Annotated in this window: 17 protein-coding genes and 1 tRNA gene; 14 read left to right on the top strand and 4 right to left on the bottom strand. The window is 64.8% G+C overall.

What is annotated here, in order from left to right; translation table 11 throughout:
* Positions 1–2: 2 nt before the first annotated feature.
* Complete coding sequence (locus ADBZ9O_RS04125; protein ID WP_526528655.1) at positions 3–791, bottom strand: SDR family NAD(P)-dependent oxidoreductase; 789 nt, start codon at positions 789–791, stop codon at positions 3–5.
* Positions 792–814: 23 nt separating this feature from the next.
* Between ADBZ9O_RS04125 and ADBZ9O_RS04120 the strand changes: the two genes are divergently transcribed.
* The 11 genes from ADBZ9O_RS04120 (at position 815) to ADBZ9O_RS04070 (ending at position 11,832) form a co-directional block, all read left to right on the top strand.
* Positions 815–1,408 (top strand): TetR/AcrR family transcriptional regulator, encoded by a 594-nt coding sequence (locus ADBZ9O_RS04120; protein WP_526528653.1) that lies wholly within the window; start codon positions 815–817, stop codon positions 1,406–1,408.
* A 141-nt stretch (positions 1,409–1,549) separates the two neighbouring features.
* Complete coding sequence (locus ADBZ9O_RS04115) at positions 1,550–2,419, top strand: MlaE family ABC transporter permease (RefSeq protein WP_526528651.1); 870 nt, start codon at positions 1,550–1,552, stop codon at positions 2,417–2,419.
* A 1-nt stretch (position 2,420) separates the two neighbouring features.
* Entirely contained in the window at positions 2,421–3,284 is an 864-nt protein-coding gene (locus tag ADBZ9O_RS04110) for an MlaE family ABC transporter permease (protein WP_526528649.1), read from the top strand.
* Between the two features lie 4 nt (positions 3,285–3,288).
* The gene (locus ADBZ9O_RS04105; protein ID WP_526528647.1) at positions 3,289–4,791 is read left to right on the top strand and encodes an MlaD family protein; all 1,503 of its coding nucleotides are present in this window, start codon (positions 3,289–3,291) and stop codon (positions 4,789–4,791) included.
* Complete coding sequence (locus tag ADBZ9O_RS04100; protein ID WP_526528645.1) at positions 4,788–5,837, top strand: MCE family protein; 1,050 nt, start codon at positions 4,788–4,790, stop codon at positions 5,835–5,837. Before ADBZ9O_RS04105 ends, ADBZ9O_RS04100 begins: the two co-directional genes overlap by 4 nt.
* The gene (locus tag ADBZ9O_RS04095) at positions 5,830–6,870 is read left to right on the top strand and encodes an MlaD family protein (RefSeq protein ID WP_526528643.1); all 1,041 of its coding nucleotides are present in this window, start codon (positions 5,830–5,832) and stop codon (positions 6,868–6,870) included. Before ADBZ9O_RS04100 ends, ADBZ9O_RS04095 begins: the two co-directional genes overlap by 8 nt.
* Positions 6,871–6,935: 65 nt before the next feature.
* Complete coding sequence (locus ADBZ9O_RS04090; RefSeq protein ID WP_526532819.1) at positions 6,936–8,030, top strand: MCE family protein; 1,095 nt, start codon at positions 6,936–6,938, stop codon at positions 8,028–8,030.
* A gap of 35 nt (positions 8,031–8,065) precedes the next feature.
* Positions 8,066–9,190 (top strand): MlaD family protein, encoded by a 1,125-nt coding sequence (locus ADBZ9O_RS04085; RefSeq protein ID WP_526532817.1) that lies wholly within the window; start codon positions 8,066–8,068, stop codon positions 9,188–9,190.
* Entirely contained in the window at positions 9,187–10,437 is a 1,251-nt protein-coding gene (locus ADBZ9O_RS04080) for an MlaD family protein (RefSeq protein ID WP_526532815.1), read from the top strand. The genes ADBZ9O_RS04085 and ADBZ9O_RS04080 overlap by 4 nt, the downstream gene beginning before the upstream one ends.
* A gap of 21 nt (positions 10,438–10,458) precedes the next feature.
* A complete protein-coding gene (locus ADBZ9O_RS04075; RefSeq protein WP_526528641.1) occupies positions 10,459–11,064 on the top strand; it encodes an Rv1363c family protein in 606 nt (201 codons plus the stop codon).
* The gene (locus ADBZ9O_RS04070; protein WP_526528639.1) at positions 11,065–11,832 is read left to right on the top strand and encodes a mannan-binding protein; all 768 of its coding nucleotides are present in this window, start codon (positions 11,065–11,067) and stop codon (positions 11,830–11,832) included.
* Positions 11,833–11,849: 17 nt separating this feature from the next.
* Here ADBZ9O_RS04070 and ADBZ9O_RS04065 read toward each other — a convergent pair.
* Together ADBZ9O_RS04065 and ADBZ9O_RS04060 are read right to left on the bottom strand one after the other, a co-directional pair.
* Positions 11,850–11,939 (bottom strand) — tRNA-Ser (locus ADBZ9O_RS04065).
* A 44-nt stretch (positions 11,940–11,983) separates the two neighbouring features.
* A complete protein-coding gene (locus ADBZ9O_RS04060; protein ID WP_526528637.1) occupies positions 11,984–12,496 on the bottom strand; it encodes a MarR family winged helix-turn-helix transcriptional regulator in 513 nt (170 codons plus the stop codon).
* Positions 12,497–12,561: 65 nt separating this feature from the next.
* On the opposite strand from ADBZ9O_RS04060, the gene ADBZ9O_RS04055 reads away from it, so the two are divergent.
* A complete protein-coding gene (locus ADBZ9O_RS04055) occupies positions 12,562–13,539 on the top strand; it encodes an NAD(P)H-quinone oxidoreductase (protein ID WP_526532813.1) in 978 nt (325 codons plus the stop codon).
* Positions 13,540–13,542: 3 nt separating this feature from the next.
* On the opposite strand, the gene ADBZ9O_RS04050 is transcribed toward ADBZ9O_RS04055, so the two are convergent.
* The gene (locus ADBZ9O_RS04050) at positions 13,543–14,739 is read right to left on the bottom strand and encodes a cysteine desulfurase-like protein (RefSeq protein ID WP_526528635.1); all 1,197 of its coding nucleotides are present in this window, start codon (positions 14,737–14,739) and stop codon (positions 13,543–13,545) included.
* Between the two features lie 129 nt (positions 14,740–14,868).
* Between ADBZ9O_RS04050 and ADBZ9O_RS04045 the strand changes: the two genes are divergently transcribed.
* A complete protein-coding gene (locus ADBZ9O_RS04045) occupies positions 14,869–16,833 on the top strand; it encodes a DUF6541 family protein (protein WP_526528633.1) in 1,965 nt (654 codons plus the stop codon).
* Complete coding sequence (locus tag ADBZ9O_RS04040; protein ID WP_526528631.1) at positions 16,812–17,351, top strand: proteasome activator; 540 nt, start codon at positions 16,812–16,814, stop codon at positions 17,349–17,351. The genes ADBZ9O_RS04045 and ADBZ9O_RS04040 overlap by 22 nt, the downstream gene beginning before the upstream one ends.
* The last annotated feature ends 9 nt before the right edge of the window (positions 17,352–17,360 follow it).

The raw sequence follows: 17,360 nt of genomic DNA, 5'->3' as shown, positions 1-17,360 counted from the left end.
GTCTAGCCGTCCATCAGGCGCTGCATGAATTTGTGAGTGCCGAGCACCACTTTGGCCCGGTCGGGATCATTGCGGCGGACGATGTCCTCGACATTGCCGCCGGCGACATACACCGGCCCGTTGGCCAGCTGCGCCAGTCCTTCCCTGGCCACATCGGCCGGTTCCGCGACCTTGAGCCCCGGCACATCGAAGTTGAGCCCGACACGTTCCATCGCCGGAGTGCGCGTCACCCCGAGGACCAGTTCGAGCACGTCGACCCCGTGCTCACGCAGCTCCAGCCACAGACTCTCGGCAAAGATCCGGCCGAAGGCTTTCACCCCGCCGTATACCGAATGCCGCACCGACCCGAGGTACCCGGCCATCGATCCGACGAGCAGGATGCCGCCACGCCCACGCTGTCTCATCGGGGCGCCGAAGTGCGCGACCAACGCCATCATCACGCCGATGTTCAAGTCGATCACCCGCTGGAACGCCGCGAGGTCGCCATCGAGGAACTGCTCGCTGCAGGTGTTGGCCCCGGCGTTGTAGACGAGCAGACCGACCTCCAGACCCGCTGCGGCTGAAACAATGTGGTCCACCGCGCCGGCGGCGGTCAGGTCGACCGCAACTGTGCGGACCTCGACACCGGCCTCGCGGCAGGTCGCCGCCGTCAGCTCGAGAGGGTCCGGTTTGCGGGCGATCAACACCAGGTTGAAACCCTCGCCCGCCAACTGGCAGGCGAACTCGGCGCCTACCCCCTCTGACCCGCCCGCGATGACCGCCCACGGCCCATACTTCGTCAGCTCCGCCATCCGGTCACGGTACCTTCGAGCGCATGCCCCGCATCGGCGATCGCCGCGCGCCAGCCGCCCCGGTGACCGAGGAGCAGCAGGCGCGCCGGGCGGCGATCCTCAAAGTGGCTGTGCGCCTTGGTAGTAAGAAGGAGCTGGAGCGCATCAGCGCACAGGAGATCGCCGCCGAGGCCGGCGTTGCGCTGCGCACCCTCTACCGCTACTACCCCACCAAGTACCACGTATTCGCATCGGTGCTGACAGATCAGGTGCGACGCCTGGCTGTTCCGCCCACTCAAGGCGACCCGGTCGAGGCGGTCGCAGACCTGATGGCCGATGCCTGCCGGGCGATGCTGGACAACACCCATTTGGCGCATGCCACCATCACCTCCACCCAGGCCGTGCGGGCCCAGACTGCCGCACCGACCGACCACAGCATGCGCGATCTGATCCTCGCCACAGCGGGCGTCGACGTCGCCACCGCATCGGCCACCGAGCGGCAATTGCGGGCAGTCCGCCTTGTCGAACAGGTCACCTTCGGCATCCTCACCTGGGCCGTGGGCGGTGACCTCGAAACCACCCAGGCTGTGCACGATGTCCGGCTGGCCTGCCGGCTGCTGCTCGCGGATGCGTTCTAGCAAAACGCCGTCTTGGCGCCTGCCCGATCTGTAAGCTCAGCTGACTGTAGCGTTAATAACCATCAGATTCGTTTGCTGATGAGAGGCTATTGCCTGTAATTCCATTGGGATAGGTTTGCTAAAATTGCCTGCGTCGGTGCCGTGACCACCCGGGACGAACCTGCGTCGTTCGTTGATGGCGAGCCCGACGGAATCGAGGCCATCGAGGATTGGGCCGTCGGGTACGTCAAACGCCACCCGCTGGCCGCGCTGACCACCGTCGGTGAACAGTTCATTCTCGGCGTGCGCACCCTTCAGTACTTTTTCGTCGACCTCGTCACCGGCCGCTTCCAATGGCAGGAGTTCGTCCGCCAGGGCGCGTTCATGGCCGGGACAGCCGTGCTGCCCACCATCTTGGTGGCGCTGCCGATCAGCGTCACCTTGTCGGTGCAGTTCGCATTGCTGGCCGGTCAGGTCGGAGCGACCTCGCTTGCGGGCGCGGCCAGCGGCCTTGCCGTCGTGCGTCAGGGCGCCTCCCTGGTCGCTGCCCTGTTGATGGCGGCGGCAGTGGGATCTGCCATCACCGCCGACCTAGGTTCCCGGACCATGCGCGAAGAGATCGATGCCATGGAGGTAATGGGCGTATCGGCCATTCGCCGTCTCGTCGTCCCACGCTTCGCCGCCGCGATCATGATCAGCTTCGCCCTCACCGGAGTCGTGTGCTTCGTCGGATTCTTCGCCAGCTACCTGTTCAACGTGTACTTCCAGAACGGCGCTCCCGGAAGCTTTGTCGCCACCTTCGCCTCCTTCGCCACCCCGTCCGACCTGATTGTGGCGCTGCTCAAATCCGTCATCTTCGGTGCCATCGTCGCCGTGGTGGCCAGTCAGAAAGGCCTGTCCACCAAGGGCGGCCCGACGGGGGTGGCGAACTCGGTGAACGCGGCAGTGGTCGAGGCCATCCTGGTGTTGATGATCGTCAACGTCGCCATCAGCCAACTCGACGTCATGCTCTCGCCACGGACGGGACTCTGACGTGACGGCCTCGACATATCTACCGTGGGCGACACTGACACGTCCGGCGGTTCGGCTCTATCGCACGGCCATCAGACCGATCATCAGGGTCGGGCACATGCTCGTCTTCTTCGTTCGGGCGCTGATCGCGGTACCGACGGCCATGACGCACTACCGAGCCGAGTTCCTCCGACTGCTGTCCAACATCACCTGGGGCAACGGTTCGCTGGTGGTCGGCGGCGGCACCGCGGGCGTCGCTGTCGTGCTCGGCCTCTCCGTCGGTGCGCTGGTCGGGATCGAGGGGTACAACTTCCTGGGGATGCTCGGTCTTGGCCCGGCGACGGGTTTCGTCTCGTCGCTGGTCAACACCCGCGAACTGGCCCCACTGATGGCCTCGATGGCGTTCGCGATCCAGGGCGGCTGCCGATTCACCGCCCAGCTGGGCTCCATGCGGATCGCCGAAGAGATCGACGCGATGGAATCGCTTGCCATCCGCCCTATTCCGTTCCTGGTGACCACCCGGCTGATGGCCTCGGCGGTGGCGATAATTCCGCTCTACGCCGCGTGCCTGGCGATCAGCTATCTGAGTACCCAAATTGTGGTTGGCCTCAGCAGCGGCGGCTCGACCGGCTCCTACCTGCACTACTTCTCGTTGATGCTGGCCGGGAAAGACATCATCTACTCGTTGCTCAAGGCAGTCATCTTCGTGTGGATCGCATCGACGATCCAGTGCTACTACGGGTACTACGCCACCGGCGGGCCAGCCGGGGTGGGCGTGGCCGCCGGACACGGCATGCGCGCCAGCATCACCGTCATCATCATCGTCAACATGCTGCTCACGATGGCCATGTACGGAGTCGACTCCGGCGCCAGGTTCGGTGGCTAGACCGATGGGTAAGCCCAATTCCTTCGAGCCCGACGGACGTGGCGCCTCCGATGGGCAGTTACTCCTTTGCGGCGTAGCGGTTCTCGTGGTCGCCATCCTGATCACGTCGGCACTTCTGTTCAAGTCGACCGGACGGCTCAATGAGTACGTCAAGGTGGTCGCCGACCTGTTCAACGTCGGCGACGGGCTGCCGGAGAAATCCGATGTGAAGTATCACGGTGTCCTCGTCGGCACGGTGAACAGCGTCGTGCCCGCCGCCTACGGTCAGCCGAACTACGTCCGGATCGACCTCAAACCCGAATACGCCCCGTCGATACCGGCCACGGTGACCGCCCGCGTGGTTCCCAGCAACATCTTCGCGGTGTCGTCGATTGAGCTGATCGGCAATGATTTTGGCGTAGATGGCGCTGCAGTAGAAGGCACAGCGATCCGCCCAGGAGACCATATCGCCGAGGACACCCGGCTGCCGACGGTGCTCTTCCAGACGACCATCACCAAATTACGTGAACTGCTCAACGCGGGCGGCCGCGGTCCCGAAGACACGTCGGTCGGCATCTTCGCCGCACTCGCCGCGGCCACCTCTCATCGCCGCGAAGCCCTGGTGGGAGCCGGCAAGAGCCTGGATCGCCTTGTCGACCAACTCAATTCGACCGTCGGCACCGACACCGGCCCGTCGACGCTGACCGCACTCGTCGATGCCACCCGCGGACTGGCCGACACCGCGCCGGATCTCTTCGACACACTGCAGAAGGCCGTCGAACCGATGCGGACGTTCGCCGAGACGCGCGGGCAGTTGACCACACTGCTTACCGGTGTCGACCACACCCTTGGCACCGCGCATCAGGCGCTTGCCACCCACGTCGACCAGCTCATCCGCACCACCTCGGACTTCACCCCGGTGCTGGGTGTGTGGGCACAAAAGGCCGACGTCTTCTTGCCGGCTGCGGTCAAGGTGGACAATATGGCCACCAAGTTCATGGACGAGGTCTGGATGGCCGACATCGGGATGTTCAACGCACGGGTGAATATCGCGTTCACCCCTTCCTACTCATACACCCGTGCCGACTGCCCGCACTACGGCGATCTCAAGGGACCAAGTTGCTACACCGCGCCACTGGTTGCCGTCCGGCCCGACCTACCGGAAGTGCTTCTGCCGCAGAACTATCAGCCACCCGAGAGTCTCGCACCGCCGCCGGGAACTGTCGTCGGCCCCGACGGTGACCTCATCGCCGTCGGACCGCCGCTGATCAACCCGGCCCCCAACCTGGCCGATCCCAATCCGCCACTGCCGGCAGGGGTTACCCCCGCACCACCGGTACCGGGCACGGCCGCGCCGGCATCGTTCGGCGGCACCGTAGGTCCCGTCGGCAGCCAATACGAACGGAACATGTTGACGGTGATCACCGGCAGTCCCGCCACAGTCGCCACTGAACTGCTGCTGGGACCGGTCGCCCGCGGAACGACGGTGTCACGGGTCGATTCAGCTCCGGCGGGGAGCCCTAGGTGACGTTTCGGGCGCCGCTGGTCGGCCTATCGCTGTTCATGGTGGCTGCGTTGACGGTCACGTGGCTGGTCTATGTGAGCCTGCGCCGTGATGTGGCTGGAGCGACCGCGCCGTATTCGGCGATGTTTCACGACGCATACGGGCTTCGCGAAGGTGACGATGTCCGGATGGCCGGGGTACGCGTCGGCCGAGTCGAAAAGATCGAACTGGAAGGGAATCTCGCCAAGGTCAACTTCGTGGTGCAGAACGAGCAGACCTTGTTCGGCAACACGGTCGCATCCGTGACCTACCAGAACATCGTCGGCCAGCGTTACCTCGGGCTGACCCTGGGCACCCGCGGTAGTCAGACGCGCCTCGCCCCGGGCGGAGTCATTCCGTTGGAACGCACCGAATCATCCTTCGATGTGACCGCTCTGCTCAACGGCTACGAACCGCTGTTCAGTTTGTTGAATCCGCACGACGCCGACAATCTCACCAAGTCACTCATCCAGTCGCTGCAAGGTGACACGTCGTCGCTCGCGACGCTGATCAGCCAGACGACCACGCTCACCGAGACGTTCGCCGGAAAAGACCAGTCCCTCGGGGATCTGATCACCAGTCTCAACAACGTCGTCGGCACCCTCGCCGAGCAGAACGCCAACCTCGACGGCGTCATCACAGCCACCAGGGACACCGTTTCCACCCTGGATCAGCGGCGACCCGAATTGGTCGCGGCAACAGGTTCGACGGCACGCGTGCTGGACCGACTGTCGACGTCGGCCAACAACGTCTATCCGTCGCTCACCGAACTCATGGAGCGGCAGCCAGGTTTCGTCCAACACCTACTCAGCGTCGAGCCACAGGTGGCGTTCTTCGCCGACAACATTCCGCTGGCGCTCAAGGGGCTGACCCGGATGGGCAACCACGGCGCCTACGCCAGCGGCTACGCCTGCGACGCGAACCTGCTCGGGTTCTTCCCCGGCCTCAACGATGTCGTACCGATGATCGTCAATTCCGCCACCCCGGGACACCGCCCGCAGTACACCCCGAAGTGCAGGAACAATGGCTGATCGTCCGCTGCGCAGTCGATTTCGACCACTGGAGAGCTACCACACGACGTGGCTGGGGTTTGTCGCCGTCGCGGTGGTGGCGATGGTGATCGGGACCATGGTGATCGTGCATTCCGCCGGCGTCGGGTACCGCCACTACACGGCGGAGTTTCTGCAGGCGGCGTCGTTGCAAGTCGGGAACGCGATCACCATCGCCGGCATCCCGGTCGGCACCGTGAGCAGCATGAAGCTCGCCGGCGACCACGTCGAGGCCGGTTTGAAGATTCGCGATGACATCGTGCTGGGCGATGGTTCCACCGCAGTGATCAGGGTCGCCACCATTCTCGGTTCGCGTTATATCGCGGTCGAACCCGACGGCACGGGATCGCTACCGGATGACACCTTCAATCTGACGCACACCGAGGTTCCCTACGATCTGCAGGCTGCGCTGAAGGACGTCACCACCACCTTCGAACAGGTCGATTCCGACAGGTTCGCCGAATCGCTTGCCCTACTGGGTGATCAACTCGAAACGATGCCCGCGGTGGTACCGCAGGCGATGGCGAATATCGACACACTGTCGTCGATCATCGCGCAGCGGCGTGATCAGTTGGGCCAGTTGCTGGAAGGTACCGAGCAGGTGACCAACACGCTGCACCGCCAGCAGGCCAACATCGGCGCACTGGTCAACCAGGGCCAAGATCTGTTGGGTCAATTCATCGCCCGCCGCGCGGTTTTTCACGCGATGATGCAATCCCTGACCAGTCTCGTCGGTATCATGGACACACTCGTCGTCGACGACCGCCCGCAGATCGACGCGCTGGTCGCAGATACCCGGGAATTCACCAATCTCATTGCCCAACATGATGATCTGCTACGCAACATCCTGCAGGTCAGTCCCGTCATGTTGCGTCAGGTCGCCAATATGACCGGTGACGGAAACGCCATCAATGTCACCGCGCCCGGCGGCCTGCTCGTCGATTCGTGGATGTGCGCCATCAGCGGCCGCGCCGAACAGTTCGCCATGATCCCCTACTACAAGGACTGCAAGTGAGCCGGCGACCGACCCGCGCCAGGGCCAGGGCCAGGGCCAGGGCCAGGGCCAGGGCCAGGGCCAGGATCGTCACCGCCGTGGCCACCGTTATCGTGGTGCTGGCTGCGGTCGTCGTGGGTTGGTGGTATATCGGCGGCAAGCCGAAGCCAATCACCATCACCGCCCAATTCGATAGCGCCGCAGGGCTATACGAGGGCAATGTGGTGGCTGTGCTGGGTATGCCGGTGGGCAGGATCACCAAGATCAACCCGCGCGGTGGCTACGTCGAAGTGGATTTCACCGTCGACCGCGACGTCAAAGTACCTGCCGACGCCCAAGCGGTGACGGTGTCGACGTCGATACTCACCGACCGCCACATCGAGCTCACCCCGCCCTACCGTGGCGGGCCGACGATGGAAAACCACGACACCATCGGCCTGACCCGCACCAAGACACCCATCGAGTTCAGCCGCGTGCTGAGCGTTCTGGACCGGGTGAGCACATCACTGGCCGGTGACGGTCAGGGCGGCGGACCGCTGGCCGCCGTGATCAACGGCGGCGCAGCGACTGTCGACGGGAACGGCCAGAAGATAAAGCACGCGCTCGACGAGCTGTCCCAGGCGCTGCGGCTCAGCAGCGACGGCGGTGCGCAGACCCGAGAGCAGATCACCACGATCGTCAAGAATGTCAGTTCGCTGTTGGATGTGGCCGCCGCCAATGACACCAAGCTGCGCGAATTCGCGTCGACCCTGCACCAGGTCAGCCAGGTGATGGCCGATGAGGACATCGGCAGCGGCACCACCGGAAAGAAGCTCAACCAACTGACCCAGCAGGCCACCGATCTGCTCGACACCCACCGCGACGCCGTCAAACAGGCCATCCTCAACGGCAACACCATGGCGAAAACGGCAACCGATAATCAGCGCGAGATGGCCGAACTGCTCGATCTGGCGCCGATGGTCGCCGATAACGTCTACAACAGCATCGACCAGACCAACGGGGCCATCCGCGGGAAGGCCCTGGTCGACCGGATCGTGTTCGACAGCCAGTGGACCAAAGAGGTCTGCAACCTGATGGGTCTGCGCCAATTGGGCTGCAGCACAGGGACAATACAGGATTACGGTCCCGATTTCGGCCTGACCTATGTGCTGGACGGCATGGCGGCGATGGGGCAGAAGTGAGGAAGCAACGCAGGTGGCCTGCCCTCGGTGCCGTCATAGTGGCAGCCGTCGTCAGTTCAGGATGCGGTACGGACGGCCTGGCCAGCCTTCCCCTTCCGACCCCCGGATTGGATTCGACGGGGTATCGGCTGACCGCGGTGTTCGCCAACGCGCTCAATTTGCCGATGAACGCCAAGGTGAAACTCGCCGGTGCCGACGTGGGTCAGGTCGAGTCCATGGCCGCCCGCAATTACACCGCAGTCACCACGCTGCGCATCAATGACAGTGTCAGGTTGCCGGTGGGTAGCACCGCCGAATTGCGCACCGCGACACCGTTGGGCGATGTGTTCGTGGCGCTCCAGCCGCCCCGGGCCGCCACGCCGACCCCGCCAAACCCAGCCATGTTGCGCGACGGCGACGTCATCGGCCTGGATTCGACGGCGTCGTCCGCGACGGTCGAGTCATTGCTCAGCTCGGCGGCAGTGCTGGTGAACGGCGGCTCGGTGCGCAACTTCACCAATATCGTCAACGGTTTCGGTAGAGCGACGGGTGACCGCGGTCAGGCGATAGCAGATCTGATCGGCAAATCCAACCAGCTGCTCGCCACGCTGGACACCCGCTCCGGGCAGATCTCCAACGCGATGACCGAAATGTCCCGCCTTACCGGCCAACTCGATGACAAGCAGCAGACCATCGCCGACCTGATGGCCGCGGCCGGGCCCAGTACCGAGGCGTTGGCCGCCAACACCGCCGGACTCTCCGATCTGGCCGTGCAGGCCGGCGACACTGCACAGTTGCTGGCCAAATTCCCCTCGCTAGGAGGCACCGACACCAGCGGTCGGAGCGCGATCGGTGATCTCAACACGATCGCCGGCGCCCTCAATGATGTTGCGGTGAGCCCGGATACGAGCTGGCTGGCGCTGAATCGGATGCTGCCCCCGTTGATCAAGTCGACCTCCGGTTTCGCGGCTTCTGGGCGTGGCAGCCTCGATCGGCTGGTGCTCGGGTCGGTACCCGATATCGGGTTCCCCGGTGACCCCGGCTTCCACGGACCGAAGCGATCCGACTGGAACCAGTTCGTCGGCTCGCTGAAATACACGTTGTGGCGTCTGCAAGAGCGAGTGGTGGGCCGCGGACCGGACTCACCACAGGTGCCGGTGACACCAGGACCACCCGGATGATCGACGCGATAGCCACCACCATCGTGCGGGTGGTACGCGCGGGCCACCGCCGCCAGACCTGGCTGTCGGTGGGCGGACTCGCCCTGACGCTGGTCCTTGCGACCGCCTACCTCCTGGCCGGTGCGTTGCGGGTGGCCCCGTTCTCGCCGTCGTATCACGTCACCGTGCAGTTGCCGCAATCCGGCGGGCTGCTACCCAATCAGGATGTTTCGCTGCGCGGCGTCCAGATCGGGCGTGTCCAGTCGCTGCAGATCACCGACCGTGGCGTGAACGCCGTCGCCAACATCACGTCAGACGTGCGGATCCCGGCGGCCGCCGCTGTCCAGGTGTCGGCGCTGTCCGCCGGCGGCGAACAAACGCTGAACTTCGAAGCCGAGTCCGACGCCGGTCCTTATCTGCACGACGGCAGCGTCGTTGGGGCAGACCGGACCACCGTGCCATTGACCATGGCGCAGTTCCTCACCGACGCCGACGGCATGCTGGCCCAGATCGACCCTCGCAAGATGGAAGTCATCAAGCGAGAGCTGAGCATGTCCAACGACGGCCCGCGGAAGTTGGCCGCCATCGTCGACGGCGGTACCTTCCTGCTCTCGACGCTCGATTCGGTACTGCCCGAAACCACCAGCATCATCAAGACAAGTCGAGTGGTGCTGAACCTCGCTGCGGACAAAAACGCCGGCCTGGCCGCAACGACCATGGGGCTCAACGACACCCTGACCGGCATGGCCAGAATGCAGGACGGCTATCGCCACCTGATCCAACAATCCCCGCAGAGCCTGGCCGGCGTCGACAACCTGTTCGCCGACAACTCGGACACCATGGTGCAACTGTTGGCCAGCGCCGCCAGCAGCGCACAGCTCCTCTATCTGCGGGTTCCAGCGGTCAACGCGCTCTTCCCTGACTATCGCGGTTCGCTATTGGACGCACTGGACAGCACCATGCACGATCACGGCATCTGGGCCACCGCCGATTTCTACCCCCGCTACGCCTGCGACTACGGCACACCCAGGTTCGCGCCGTCGGCCGCCGACTATCCCGAACCCTTCATGTACACCTACTGCCGCGACGACGATCCCGGGGTGGGCATCCGCGGAGCCAAGAACGCGCCGCGGCCGGCCGGCGATGACACCGCAGGTCCACCGCCGGGGGCGGACCTCGGCCGCCGAACCGATCCAACCCCTCAGGGCCGCTACACGATTCCCACTCCATACGGCGGGCCGATCCTGCCGATAGAACCGCCGCACTAACACCCACGCCGAGGAGACCCTGTGACCACCACAACCGACAAAGAAGAGCCCACCAGCTCCGCCGATGAAGAGAATGCCGACGAGGAGACCGTGGACCAGGAGCTCACGGACGAACAGCCCGACCCAGCCCCCGAGCAGAGCACGCGGCCGTGGGGCAGATATCTGCGCCGCAGTGTGCTGCCGGTGTTACTTGTTGCCGCACTTGCGGTTTCCGGCGTCCTAGGCTGGAAGCAGTGGCAATACCATCAAACCCAGCAGGCCGGGCAGGCGGCCCTGCAAGCGGCGATCACGTATGCGCAGGTGTTGACGAGCGTCGATTCGGGCAATGTCGACCAGAACTTCCGGGACGTACTCGACGGCGCAACCGGCGAGTTCAAGGACATGTACACCCAGTCCAGCGTGCAGCTTCGGCAGCTGCTGATCGACAACAAAGCCACCGCACACGGCGTGGTGGTGGACACCGCGATTCAGTCGGAATCCACGAATAAGGTTGTGGTCCTGCTCTTTATCGATCAGACCGTCACCAACTCCGCGGTACCCGACCCGCGTATCGACCGCAGCAGGATCAAGATCACCATGGAGAAGATCGACGGTCGCTGGCTGGCCGGCAAAGTCCAACTCCTCTAAATGCTGATCACCAAAGTCGCAGCGATCGCGCTCCTGCTCGGGGCCGCGACGATCCACGGCACAGCCACCGCGCGGGCAACAGCCCAGTCCTTCTGCGGCGAACTCGGTAGCGAGTGGGACGGCCAGTACTGCCACACCTCGGTGACATCCGAACGCAACGCCGTCCGCGATATCAAGGTCGCCGTTCCCGGCGAGCTCGTCGACGACCCGGCCGTCGGCCCGGTGGTCCGCGATTATCTACGCACCCTGGTCAACAACTGGAAGACCGTCGGCGCCACCATGATCGCCGACAGCTTCGGCGAGGAGAACTACCAGATCTTCCGACACGGCGATCTGCTCAGCGCGGTGTTCCATGAGGACTACCACGCCGACGGACCCCAGCCGAACAACGCCTATCGCACCTTCACCTTCGACATGACCAGTGGGCGGCGACTGCAGCTCGCCGATGTGGTGGCCGATCCGTTCGCGACGATCCCAGCGCTGGGCCTGCCGTTCATCGACGCCGCGCTCGACCAGGCCGCGCCCCCGCACACCCCAGGTACCTACCCGTTCATCGCGCAGCGGTGGACGCCCGACAAGGTCTATTCGGGCGGGTACCAGGCCTGGGCACTGACTCCGGACGAGTTGATCCTGTACATGCCGGATTACCCGGTGGGCCACGACGAGCCGCTCGACTTCACGACGGGCCGCATGCAGTGGTCGATGGACGGCGGCACCGTGCAGGCGCATATCCCGCTGTCTGCTCTGGCGGGCGCGCTGCGCATCTAGCAGCCCAAGAAAAAAATTGGCGGTGGCGGAGGGATTTGAACCCCCGGTCGGTGTTAGCCGACTCTCGCTTTCAAGGCGAGTGCATTAGGCCGCTCTGCCACGCCACCGCCGACAAGACTAAACGGTGGTGGCGCTCCAGCCCTAACGAGTGTCAGGCGCGACCGAACGTGGCGGTCGATCCGGAACCCTTCAGGCCGGTACTGATCCGCCGACAGTTCTCCCCCATCGCCGCCATCTGCGGCCGCGAGAGTTGGCCAAGGAAATGCGACCGCACCCCCTGGCAGTAGGTCACCATCGCCTTGCGGACCAGTTCCCGACCGTCGTCGGTGATGGTGGCCAGCACCCCCCGGCCGTCGTCCGGGCTGGCCGTCCGCTTGACCAGGCCCTGCGCCTCGAGGCGGCGGATCTGTCTGGTCACCCGACTGGGCAGCGACATCAGCGCCTCGGCGAGGTCGCCCATCCGTGCCGATCCGGTTTCCGATTTGTCCAGCATGTCCAGGAGCCGGACATCATTGAGAGTGAGCTTGTGCTGCTCGGTCAAGCCCCGGTTCAACGTCGCGTACATCCGCAGTGCAGAGTCGAGGAAGTTCTGCCACGACCTCTGCTCAGCTATATCCAAACCAGGCATGTCACTTGCGGTCCGCCCGGCAATAATCCCCTCCATGGCGTCAATATAAGTGACCGCGGCTCGCTCGGGTAGACAAACCCGCAGGTAGTAGCGTGACCACCATGCATGCGATCGTTGCTGACTCCCCCGAGCAACTTCTCTGGCACGAGGTCCCCGACGTTTCACCAGGTCCCGGCGAGATCCTGATCAAGGTTGCTGCGGCCGGGTTGAATCGGGCCGATCTGTTGCAGGCCGCCGGGCACTACCCACCGCCGCCGGGGGCCAGCCAGACCCTCGGAATGGAGGTCTCAGGAACCGTGGCCGCACTCGGCGCAGACGCCGGGGACTGGCAGATCGGGCAACAGGTGTGCGCCCTGCTGGCCGGCGGCGGTTACGCGGAATTCGCCGCCGTGCCCGCCGGCCAGGTGATGCCGATCCCGGCCGGGGTCTCCCTGCAGGATGCTGCCGGCCTACCCGAGGTGGCATGCACGGTGTGGTCGAACCTCGTGATGACCGCACACCTGGCCGCTGGTCAGGTACTGCTCGTGCACGGCGGCGCCAGCGGTATCGGTACGCATGCCATCCAGGTGGCCAAGGCGCTGGGCTGCCGGGTCGCTGTCACCGCGGGGTCGACGGAAAAGCTTGAGCTGTGCCGTGAACTCGGGGCGGACATCGTCATCAACTACAACGACGAGGACTTCGTCGAACGCATCAGGGCGGAAACCGGCGGCGCAGGCGCAGATGTCATTTTTGACATCATGGGAGCCTCCTACCTGGATCGCAATCTCGATGCGCTGGCCTACGACGGTCAGTTGGTGGTCATCGGAATGCAAGGCGGCGTCAAGGGCGAACTGAATATCGGCAAGTTGGTCGGTAAGCGGACCCGCGTCATCGGGACGGCACTGCGCGCGCGGCCTCTCGATGGCCCGATGGGCAAAAGCGCGATCGTGGCGGCCGTCGTCGATTCGGTGTGGCCGATGATCGCCGACGGTCAGGTGCGGCCGATCATCGGCGCGGTGCTTCCCATCGAGCGGGCCGGCGAGGCACACCAGCTGCTGACCTCGGGCAAGGTCACCGGCAAAGTGCTGCTGACCGTCTAGATCTCAGCCGAGACTGGCCAGCGCCCGCACCAACTGATCGACCTCGGCCGTCGTCGAATAATGCGCAAGACCGATGGTCACCGCGCCGCCGACATCGTTGACGCCGATCACGTCAAGGACCCGTGAAGTCGCATTCGGAATGGCGAGGATCCCGTTGTCCGCCAGCCGCTGGACCACACGCTCCGCGGGTACATTGGCCACCGCGAAACTGACTGCGGGAATGCGTAGCTCGGGACTACCGATCACCATCACCAGCGGCAGTGAGCGCAGCGACGCCAGCAAATAATCGAAAAGCTGATCCATATGCGCGGCGGCTGACTGCATCGACACCGCCAATCGTTCACGCCGCGTACCGACCGCGGCCTCGTCGAGATTGGCGAGGTATTCGATACTGGCGACCACACCACCGAGTAGGCCGTATTGGTGGACGCCCATTTCGAGGCGGGCCGGTCCGACGGCGTAGGGATTCATCGATACCGACCCGAAGGTGTCGATCAGTGACGGGTCGCGGAACACCAGCGCACCGATCGGTGGGCCGCCCCAGCCGACCATGTTCAACGCCACCACATCGGCGTCGAGATCATCGATGTCGATCAGCCGGTAGGGCGCGGCCGCACTGTGGTCGACGATGACCAACCCACCGACATCCCGCATCAGCTTCGTCACCGGACGCAGATCGACCAGCGTGCCCAACGTCGACGACGCCGTGGAGATGGCGACCAGCCGGGTGGGCGCGGTGATCAGGTTCTCCCACTGCCAGGCAGGCAGCTCGCCGGTTTCGATATCGACCTCGGCCCATTTCACCTTCGCGCCGTAGCGGTTCGCTGCTCGCAGCCAAGGGGAAATGTTTGCTTCGTCGTCGAGCCTGGTGACGACGAGTTCGTAGCCAAGGCCCGCCCGCGACGATGACGCATCCGCCAGCGAGCTCAACAACACCGCCCGATCGGCGCCGAGCACGACTCCGGCCGGGTCTCCATTGACAAGATCAGCAACCGCTTGGCGCGCGGCTTCCACGAGCGCGGCGCTGCGCCGCGCAGCGGGATGCGGGCCAACGGCACTGGGCTTGGACGTCCGGAAAGCGGTCGAGACTGTCGTGGCGACGGAATCGGGAATCAGCATTCCGGCCTGGGCATCAAAATGCACCCAGCCGTCGCCCAACGACGGATGCAGACCACGCACCCGGGCGACGTCAAATGCCATGCGAGCCGTCCTTCGGGGTGAGAACTTTTCCTAAAACCAGGAGGTATCTGCGGGCTGCTGGACCAACGTGCGGGAGCGGCATCCCCACGCGGTACCAAACCCGGCCACCTGGCCAGCCATACTAGTCCAGTGAGCTTTGGGTTCGGACTGCTACAAGCGCTCTTGTTGCTGGTGGTACCTGGCATGATCGTTGCGCTGGCAGCACGGCAAACTTTGCCTGTCGCGGTGGCAGTTGGCCCAGCACTCACATACGGCGTGGTCGGACTGTTCATTATTCCGTTCGGCGCACTCGGAATCCCCTGGAACGCACTGACAGCGCTGGCGTCACTGATGGTGGTCACCGCGGTAGCTGCGAGTTTGCCCAAAGTCCTGTCCCGCTACCGAGATAGGGACGCAGAAGCGCGCGCTGTCGCGCTCCGACCGGCCCTGGTCGTAGCGGCGGGCACCGCCCTTGGCGCCGCGTTGATCTTCCTGGCCGCCTACCTGGGCATGCCGCACTGGCAGTCGATCCCCAGCACCTGGGACGCGGTGTGGCACGCCAACACCATTCGTTTCATCCTCGAGACCGGGCAGGCGTCGTCGACCCATATGGGCGAGCTACGCAACGTGGAAACGCACGCCCAGCTGTACTACCCGTCGGTGTTCCACGCCCTGGCCGCCATGCAATGCCAGCTCTTCGGTGCCGCCCCCACGACCGCCTACACCCTGAATTCGCTGGCCGCGGCGGTCTGGTTGTTCCCGTCCAGCGCTGCGATCCTGACCTGGACCCTGCTGCGGCCCCGCAGCACGCAGTGGCGCACCGCAGGCGCGGCGGCAACGGCGGCCGCATTGGCCGCGTCCTTCACCGCGGTGCCCTATGTCGAGTTCGACACGGCGTCGATGCCCAATATGGCCGCCTACGGCGTCGCGGTACCGACAGCGGTGCTGATCATGTCCTGCTTGGCGCACCGCGACCGGATTCCGCTGGCGGTACTGGCGTTACTCGGGGTGTTCTCGGTGCACACCACCGGCGGCGTGGTGACAGTGATCTTCGTCGTGATGTGGTGGCTGTTCGCGGTGCTCTGGCATCCGGTCCGCGGGCGATTGCCAGACTTTCTGACGCTTGCGGTCATCGCCGTGCCGTCCGTGCTCGCGCTGCTGCCGCAGTTCCTCTCGCTGTTCCAGCAGGCTGAGGTCATCGCCGGGCACGAGTTCGTCACCCACCAGACCAGGCTGCGGGTGCTGTTCAACGGGATCGTGCAGCACACCCGGCACCTCAACGACTATCCCATCCAGAACATCCTGATCGGGCTGGCCGCGGCCGGCGGGCTGATCCTGCTCGCCAAGCGCATCTGGTGGCCGCTGGCGGTCTGGGTGCTGTTGATCATTTCGATCGTGCACTCGGGCGCGCCCTTCGGGGGACCGGTCGGGATTGCGATCGGGGGGTTCAGCGATCTGTTCTATAGCGATCCGCGCCGACTGTCCGCCGTGGTCACCATGCTGATCACGCCGATGGCCGGGATCGCGCTCTTCGCCGCCGTCCTGCTGATCGTGGCCGGTGCCCGACGGCTGACCGAGCGGATCACCGACCGCGCGCCCGACCGGCCGTTCTGGATCGCCTCGACGGCGGTGCTGCTCGTCGGCGCCTGCGTCGGGCTGGCCTGGCACTACCTGCCGCGGCACCGATACTTGATCGGCGAGAAGTACGACTCGGTGATCATCGACGACAAGGACCTGGCAGCGTTCGCCTACCTGGCCACCCTGCCCGGCGCCAAGGACACCCTGATCGGTGACGCCAACACCGATGGCACCGCGTGGATGTACGCCGTCGCGGGCCTGCACCCCCTGTGGACGCATTACGACTACCCCGTGCAGCAGGGCCCCGGTTATCAACGCTTCATTTTCTGGGCCTACGCCGACGACGCCGACCACGACCCTCGGATCGCCGAAGCGGTCAAGGCCCTCAACATCCGGTACGTGCTGACCAGCACTCCGGTGGTCCTCAAGTTCGCCATGCCGGACGGTCTAGTCTCGTTGGATCAATCGAAGTCGTGGGAGCAGATCTACGACAACGGCGAAACCCGCATATACGAATGGCGCGGAGGAGCGAGCTGAACGTGAGCAACGACGACGACAACATCGAGATCATCGGCGAATCCGATCCGCAGATGATGATCATGGGCGCCGACGCCGACGACGATAAGTCGGTGACCGACCTGGTGCAGCAACCGGCCAAGGTGATGCGCATCGGCACGATGATCAAGCAGCTCCTCGAAGAGGTGAAAGCCGCACCACTGGACGATGCCAGCCGCAATCGGCTCAAAGAGATCCACACCTCCAGCATCCGCGAACTCGAGGACGGTCTGGCGCCGGAACTGCGCGAAGAACTCGAGCGCCTGGCGCTGCCGTTCACCGACGACGCGGTGCCCTCGGACGCTGAACTGCGAATCGCGCAGGCTCAGCTCGTGGGTTGGCTGGAGGGGTTGTTCCACGGTATCCAGACCGCGCTGTTCGCTCAGCAGATGGCGGCTCGCGCCCAGCTCGAGCAGATGCGTCAGGGTGCACTGCCACCCGGTATGGGCGGCGCTGATCCACGCGGCGGCGGTTCGCCCGCCACCGGGCAGTACCTGTAGCGACCACCA

This window comes from Mycobacterium sp. (assembly GCF_965229105.1).
Taxonomy (GTDB): Bacteria; Actinomycetota; Actinomycetes; order Mycobacteriales; family Mycobacteriaceae; genus Mycobacterium.
This window is presented reverse-complemented; position numbering and strand designations above follow the sequence as displayed.

Excerpts from the sequence above, each read along its gene's own strand:
- ADBZ9O_RS04050 (WP_526528635.1), bottom strand. The coding sequence starts at position 14,739 with ATGGCATTTGACGTCGCCCGGGTGCGTGGTCTGCATCCGTCGTTGGGC.
- ADBZ9O_RS04040 (WP_526528631.1), top strand. The coding sequence starts at position 16,812 with ATGGCGCGGAGGAGCGAGCTGAACGTGAGCAACGACGACGACAACATC.
- ADBZ9O_RS04080 (WP_526532815.1), top strand. The coding sequence starts at position 9,187 with ATGATCGACGCGATAGCCACCACCATCGTGCGGGTGGTACGCGCGGGC.
- ADBZ9O_RS04120 (WP_526528653.1), top strand. The coding sequence starts at position 815 with ATGCCCCGCATCGGCGATCGCCGCGCGCCAGCCGCCCCGGTGACCGAG.
- ADBZ9O_RS04125 (WP_526528655.1), bottom strand. The coding sequence starts at position 791 with ATGGCGGAGCTGACGAAGTATGGGCCGTGGGCGGTCATCGCGGGCGGG.
- ADBZ9O_RS04070 (WP_526528639.1), top strand. The coding sequence starts at position 11,065 with ATGCTGATCACCAAAGTCGCAGCGATCGCGCTCCTGCTCGGGGCCGCG.
- ADBZ9O_RS04060 (WP_526528637.1), bottom strand. The coding sequence starts at position 12,496 with ATGGAGGGGATTATTGCCGGGCGGACCGCAAGTGACATGCCTGGTTTG.
- ADBZ9O_RS04105 (WP_526528647.1), top strand. The coding sequence starts at position 3,289 with ATGGGTAAGCCCAATTCCTTCGAGCCCGACGGACGTGGCGCCTCCGAT.
- ADBZ9O_RS04095 (WP_526528643.1), top strand. The coding sequence starts at position 5,830 with ATGGCTGATCGTCCGCTGCGCAGTCGATTTCGACCACTGGAGAGCTAC.
- ADBZ9O_RS04055 (WP_526532813.1), top strand. The coding sequence starts at position 12,562 with ATGCATGCGATCGTTGCTGACTCCCCCGAGCAACTTCTCTGGCACGAG.